The following is a 5,599-nucleotide window of genomic DNA, read 5'->3' on the forward strand; positions in this document are numbered from 1 at the left end:
CCCCCCGTGGTTGCCCGGCCCTCCGGGTTGCAACCGACCCGGGCAAGCACGGGGGCCTGCCCCTACGAATGGGTCGCCCGCTCGGCGTTCAACGCCCCGTAGGGGCAACCCCCCGTGGTTGCCCAGCCCTCCGGGTTGCAACCAATCCGGGCAGGCACGGGGGCCTGCCCCTACGAATGGGTCGCCCGGGCAGGCACGGGTGCAAACCGACGCTTTTCTCTGCATAGACGCTTTCTAGTCGTTCTCCTGTTCTGGTTAATCCGCTTGCGTGGTGTGGGAATGGGGCAGGGATGAAACAGGGATGGAATTGCGCTAGAGCAAATAAACTTTCCACTTTTTGCTCTAGACTGGTCACCATGTTTCCGTTTTTGGCTGGGCTCGTTGGGAGTTATTCCATCAGGTCGGCCGCCGTCGGCACGGAGATCCACTGCTGCCGGCAGGGGGGATGGTCTCCACCGGAACCGGCCCTGGCAGCGGGATGGCTGTTTAACCATTTGAAATAACGGAGTTATTTTCGGCTTCCTGGTGGCGTGTTGGGGTGCGGGTGCGATGGCGAAAGAAGCGCCGGTGCTGGCGGGGCATCGGGTGACCCGCCGATTTGGGTCTGCTGGCCTGTATTTTGCTCTCATCCTGCCAGCGGTCCCGTCATCTGCCCCGGTTGGGTAATGACGATCTGAAATCTGGAGGGCTTGGTTGGTCTGATGGGTAATGCGGTTGGCAACATAGAGGGAAGGCTGGATATCGGCCTGCAACTGTCCGAAGGGATCGTGACAGGGGTCGATATCCGCTCATCCCGCCCGCTACAGACACCGAAGATTTTTATCGGCAAGCGTGTGCAGGAGCTGTTGCAGACGTTGCCGCTGCTCTACAGCGTCTGCGGCACCGCCCAGGCCCATGCCGCCGTGACTGCCTGTGAACAGGCACTCGGACTGCCTGATCCGGAATCGACGCCGGAATCGACACAGGCTGCCCGGGAGGCCCTGGTCTGGCTGGAGACCGCCAAGGAGCACCTGTGGCGGGTGCTGCTGGAGTGGCCCGGGCTGTTCGGCCTGCCGCCGGCGACGACCGGGGTGGGCGAGGTAATGCAGCTGATCCAGCGTTTTCGCGTCGCGCTCTTTCCCCAGGGGCGTCCGTTCATGCCAGGCGCTCAACCGGTGGCGGCGGGCGACGGCACGGCGGAGACGGTGATCGAGGAGTTCGAGCGGGTGCTGCGGGAACAGGTGTTCGGGTTGCCTCCCGCCCAGTGGCTGGAACTGGAGGATGTTGCCGGGTTGTTGCGCTGGGCGGAGGATAACGCCTCGCCGGCGGCGCGGATGCTGCAGCGGGTGCACGACAACGGCTGGAGCAGGCTGGGTTGCAGCCCGGTCGGTGCGCTGCCCCGGCTGGAGACGCCATTTTTGCTTGAGCAGTTACAGCGGGACGATGCGCAGCGCTTCATCGCCGCCCCGCAACTGGCGGGTGAGTGCCACGAAACCACCCCCTTCACCCGCGCCCTGGGGCACCCGCTGGTGGCAGCCGTGGTGGCAGCGGATGGTTCCGGGCTGTTGGCCCGGTTAACAGCCAGGCTGGTGGAACTGGCCGGAATTCCGGGCCGGCTGCGTGCGGTTGGACTGTCTCAAGATGACGTCACGGATGCCGACCCTGCCAGGGAGCCGGTGCTGCCGGCGGGCAACGGCATCGCCCAGGTGGAGGCGGCCCGTGGCCTGCTGGTTCACCGGGTGGTGTTGCAGGAGGAGCGGGTCGCCCGTTACCAGATCCTGGCCCCGACCGAGTGGAATTTCCATCCGACCGGGGTGCTGGCCGAGGGGTTGAAGGGGTTGCGGGCGGATTCAATGGACGGGCTGCGCCAACAAGCCGCCCTGTTGATCAATGCCATCGACCCCTGTGTCGGGTATGAACTACGCATCGAACAGGATTAAGGTTGGGTGAGATTTAGCCGCGAATGAACGCGAATGAATGCAAATAGATTTTTTGTTTGGATGGATGCCGAGTTTGTAGCCTGGATGAAGCCCACTCCATGGAAGCCTAACGGGCGCACAGCCCCGGACGGGCGAAATCCGGGATGGTGTCGGTCGAAGCCTGCTTCCCGGATTCCGCCGCCGCTGGCGCATACGATTTCCCTGTCGGGGGGTAGCGGCTCCATCCAGGCTACGGTGCTGAAAGGTGAATTATTTTGAGGTTTGCGAGCATTTTAAATTCGCGTTCATTCGCGGCTTAAAGAGTGTTATTTACAGACAGCAACAGGCATTGTTGAATGCACGAAATGTCGATATGTGAAGGGATACTGCAGGTCATGGAGGAGCAGGCCGCCGCCCAGCAGTTCAGCCGGGTCAAGTCGGTGTGGCTGGAGATCGGCCCGCTGGCGGGGGTGGAGCTGGAGGCGCTGCGCTTCGGTTTCGATGTGGTGACGAGCCACAGTCTGGCCGAGGGGGCGCGACTGGAGATTATCGAGCTGCCCGGGACCGCCTGGTGCCTGGAGTGCTCGAAGAGCGTACCGATCCGGCAGCGTTTTGACGCCTGCCCGGAGTGCGGCAGTTTTCAATTACAGATTACCGGCGGCGATGAGCTGCGAATCAAAGAACTGGAGGTGGACTGATGTGTACCGTATGCGGCTGCGGCGAGGGTGAGACCCGGATCGAGGGGCAGGACGTGGGTCATGCCCATGATCATCACCACCATCATCATGGGGAGCACGCCCACCATCACGACCACGAACATGGCCATACCCATGGGCATGATCATGACCATGAACACAGCCACGCCCATGACGGGCATCACTCGCACTCCCACGGCCATCACCACGACTACGGCCAGGGGCCGGCCCATGCCCACGCCCCCGGCATGAGCCAGTCGCGCATGGTGCAGATCGAGCAGGATATCCTGGGCAAGAACAACCAGTACGCTTCGGCCAACCGGCAGCTATTCCAGGAGCGGCAGATCCTGGCACTCAACCTGGTCTCCAGCCCCGGTTCCGGCAAGACCACCCTGCTGACCCGCAGCATCGATGATCTCAAAACGGAGTTGCCGATCAGCGTCATCGAGGGCGACCAGCAGACCGCCAACGACGCCGACCGGATCCGTGAAACCGGGGTGCCGGCGCTGCAGATCAACACCGGCAAGGGGTGCCACCTGGATGCCCACATGATCGGTCACGCCATGGAGAGCCTGCGGCCTGCCGACAGCAGCCTGCTGTTCATCGAGAATGTGGGCAACCTGGTTTGTCCGGCCGCCTTCGACCTGGGCGAGGCGCACAAGGTGGCGATCCTGTCGGTTACCGAGGGCGAGGACAAGCCGCTGAAGTACCCGGACATGTTCCATGCCGCCGACCTGATGATCCTGAACAAAACCGACCTGCTGCCCTATCTCGATTTCGATGTAGAGAAGTGCATCGGCTTCGCCCGGCGGGTTAATCCCGATATCGAGGTGCTGCAGCTCTCGGCCAAGAGCGGCGAGGGGATGGAGGCCTGGTATGCCTGGATCCGTTCGCGCATGGCCTGAATCACGGCGTCCTTTGTAGGAGCGGCTCTGCTGCGAAGGTTTAACAACACACGAGGATGAATGGCACTAAGTTAAGTCCAGAACCCCCGTCATCCCGGCGAATGCCGGGATCCAGAACCCGCATCCGCGGTGAATTCATTCCTCGTTCCCACGCTCTGCGTGGGAATGCATACCCACCGGCAACGGTGAGGAGTGGTACATGAGGAGTGGTACAGGGATGTGCCGTTTACGGAGCTGAGCAACGGCGTGGGCACAAACTACGTGCCCACCCTACGTCGCTTGAGATTCCTCGTTCCCACGCTCTGCGTGGGAATGCATACAGTTGTAGGAGCGGCTTCAGCCGCGAACAACCCAGAGGTATTACTACAATGTGTCTGGCGATTCCCGGCAAGGTGGTCGAAATCGACGAAGCCGCCGACATGGCCACCGTCTCGGTGGGCAACGTGAGAAAGGAGGTCTCCACCGCGCTGGTGGAGGATGTCGCCCTCGGCGACTACCTGCTGATCCATGTCGGCTACGCCCTCAACAAGATCAGCGAGGAGGAGGCAGCCAACACCCTCAAGCTGTTCGAAGAGGCGGGCATGCTGGCGGAGGAGGTGTTATGAAAAATTGGCAGGAGAGCCAATATTCACGGCCGCAGGCCACCCGTCAGGGTGCGGCACAGGGATGTGCCGCATGAAATACGTCGACGAGTTCCGCGCCAAGGCGACGGCGCAGAAGCTCTCCCGGGCGATCGCCGCCGAGGCCGATCCCGAGCGCCGCTATCACCTGATGGAGTTCTGTGGCGGCCACACCCACGCCATCTTCCGTTACGGGGTGCAGGACCTGCTGCCGGAGAACGTGCGCCTGGTGCACGGTCCCGGCTGCCCGGTCTGCGTGCTGCCCATCGCCCGTATCGACATGGCCATCGCCATGGCCGAGCAGCACGGCGTCACCCTTTGTTCCTACGGCGACATGCTGCGGGTGCCGGCCTCGCAGCGCAAGAGCCTGCTCAAGGCCAAGGCGCAGGGGGCGGACATCCGTATGGTCTACTCCACCCAGGATGCGCTCAACATCGCCCGCGAGCATCCGGAGCAACAGGTGGTGTTTTTCGGCATCGGTTTCGAGACCACCACGCCACCCACCGCGGTCGCCATCAAGCAGGCCCAGGCGCTGGGGCTGGAGAACTTTTCCGTGTTCTGCAACCACGTGCTCACCCCGGCGGCGATCCAGAACATCCTGGAATCGCCCGAGGTGCGCGAGCTGGGCACCGTCTCGCTGGACGGTTTCCTAGGCCCCTCCCACGTCAGCTCCATCATCGGCAGCCAGCCCTATGAGTTCTTCGCCGAGGAGTTCCAGCGCCCGGTGGTGATCGCCGGCTTCGAACCGCTGGACGTGATGCAGTCGATCCTGATGCTGGTGCGCCAGCTCAACGAGGGGCGGCACGACGTGGAGAACGAATACACCCGGGTGGTCTCGCCCGAGGGCAACCTGAAGGCAAAAAGACTGGTGGCGGAGATCTTCGAGCTGCGCCGCAGCTTTGAATGGCGCGGCCTGGGGCTGGTGCCCTACAGCGCGCTGCGAATCAAGAAACCGTTTGCCAAATACGATGCCGAGTTGCGTTTTCCGGTGGAGGAGGTTCCCGCCGCCGACGTCAAGGGCTGCGAATGCCCGGCCATCCTGCGCGGTGTGAAGCGGCCCACCGACTGCAAGCTGTTCGGCACCGTCTGCACCCCGGAGAATCCCATGGGCTCCTGCATGGTCAGCTCCGAGGGGGCCTGCGCCGCCTATTGGACCTACGGCCGCTTCCGCGAGCAGGCAGCGTCGTGAATGTCGTAGGGGCAGGCCCCCGTGCCTGACCGGGTCGGGTGCAACCCGGAGGTATCGGGCAACCACGGGGGGTTGCCCCTACGGAGACGTTGAACACCGAATGGGCGAGCCCATTCGTAGGGGCAGGCCCCCGTGCCTGCCCGGGTCGGGTGCAACCCGGAGAATCGGGCAACCACGGGGGGGTGCCCCTACGGGGACGTTGAACACCGGGCGGGCGATCCGTTCGTAGGGGCAGGCCCCCGTGCCTGCCCGGGTCGGGTGTAACCCGGAGGTATCGGGCAACCACGGGGGG

At 63.4% G+C, this 5,599-nt stretch carries 5 protein-coding genes; all 5 read left to right on the forward strand.

Features of this window, described 5'->3' with window-relative positions; all coding sequences use genetic code 11:
* Positions 1–701: 701 nt before the first annotated feature.
* The gene (locus O9K64_RS23075) at positions 702–1,919 is read left to right on the forward strand and encodes a nickel-dependent hydrogenase large subunit (protein ID WP_275100482.1); all 1,218 of its coding nucleotides are present in this window, start codon (positions 702–704) and stop codon (positions 1,917–1,919) included.
* Positions 1,920–2,263: 344 nt separating this feature from the next.
* On the forward strand, positions 2,264–2,596 hold the full coding sequence (gene hypA / locus O9K64_RS23080) for a hydrogenase maturation nickel metallochaperone HypA (protein ID WP_335342348.1): 333 nt from the start codon (positions 2,264–2,266) through the stop codon (positions 2,594–2,596).
* On the forward strand, positions 2,596–3,498 hold the full coding sequence (gene hypB, locus O9K64_RS23085; RefSeq protein ID WP_275100483.1) for a hydrogenase nickel incorporation protein HypB: 903 nt from the start codon (positions 2,596–2,598) through the stop codon (positions 3,496–3,498). Before hypA ends, hypB begins: the two co-directional genes overlap by 1 nt.
* A gap of 368 nt (positions 3,499–3,866) precedes the next feature.
* Positions 3,867–4,103 (forward strand): HypC/HybG/HupF family hydrogenase formation chaperone, encoded by a 237-nt coding sequence (locus O9K64_RS23090; protein WP_260291237.1) that lies wholly within the window; start codon positions 3,867–3,869, stop codon positions 4,101–4,103.
* Positions 4,104–4,173: 70 nt separating this feature from the next.
* Positions 4,174–5,307 carry a hydrogenase formation protein HypD gene (gene hypD / locus O9K64_RS23095; protein ID WP_275100484.1) on the forward strand — a complete coding sequence of 378 codons (1,134 nt, stop codon included), beginning with the start codon at positions 4,174–4,176 and terminating at the stop codon, positions 5,305–5,307.
* Positions 5,308–5,599 lie beyond the last annotated feature (292 nt).

Origin of the sequence: Sedimenticola hydrogenitrophicus (assembly GCF_029017505.1) — a bacterium.
Lineage (GTDB): Bacteria > Pseudomonadota > Gammaproteobacteria > Chromatiales > Chromatiaceae > Sedimenticola > Sedimenticola hydrogenitrophicus_A.

Bases quoted from the DNA above. Each gene is read 5' to 3' on its own strand.
- O9K64_RS23075 (WP_275100482.1), top strand. From the start codon at position 702: ATGGGTAATGCGGTTGGCAACATAGAGGGAAGGCTGGATATCGGCCTG.
- hypA (WP_335342348.1), top strand. From the start codon at position 2,264: ATGTCGATATGTGAAGGGATACTGCAGGTCATGGAGGAGCAGGCCGCC.
- hypB (WP_275100483.1), top strand. From the start codon at position 2,596: ATGTGTACCGTATGCGGCTGCGGCGAGGGTGAGACCCGGATCGAGGGG.
- O9K64_RS23090 (WP_260291237.1), top strand. From the start codon at position 3,867: ATGTGTCTGGCGATTCCCGGCAAGGTGGTCGAAATCGACGAAGCCGCC.
- hypD (WP_275100484.1), top strand. From the start codon at position 4,174: ATGAAATACGTCGACGAGTTCCGCGCCAAGGCGACGGCGCAGAAGCTC.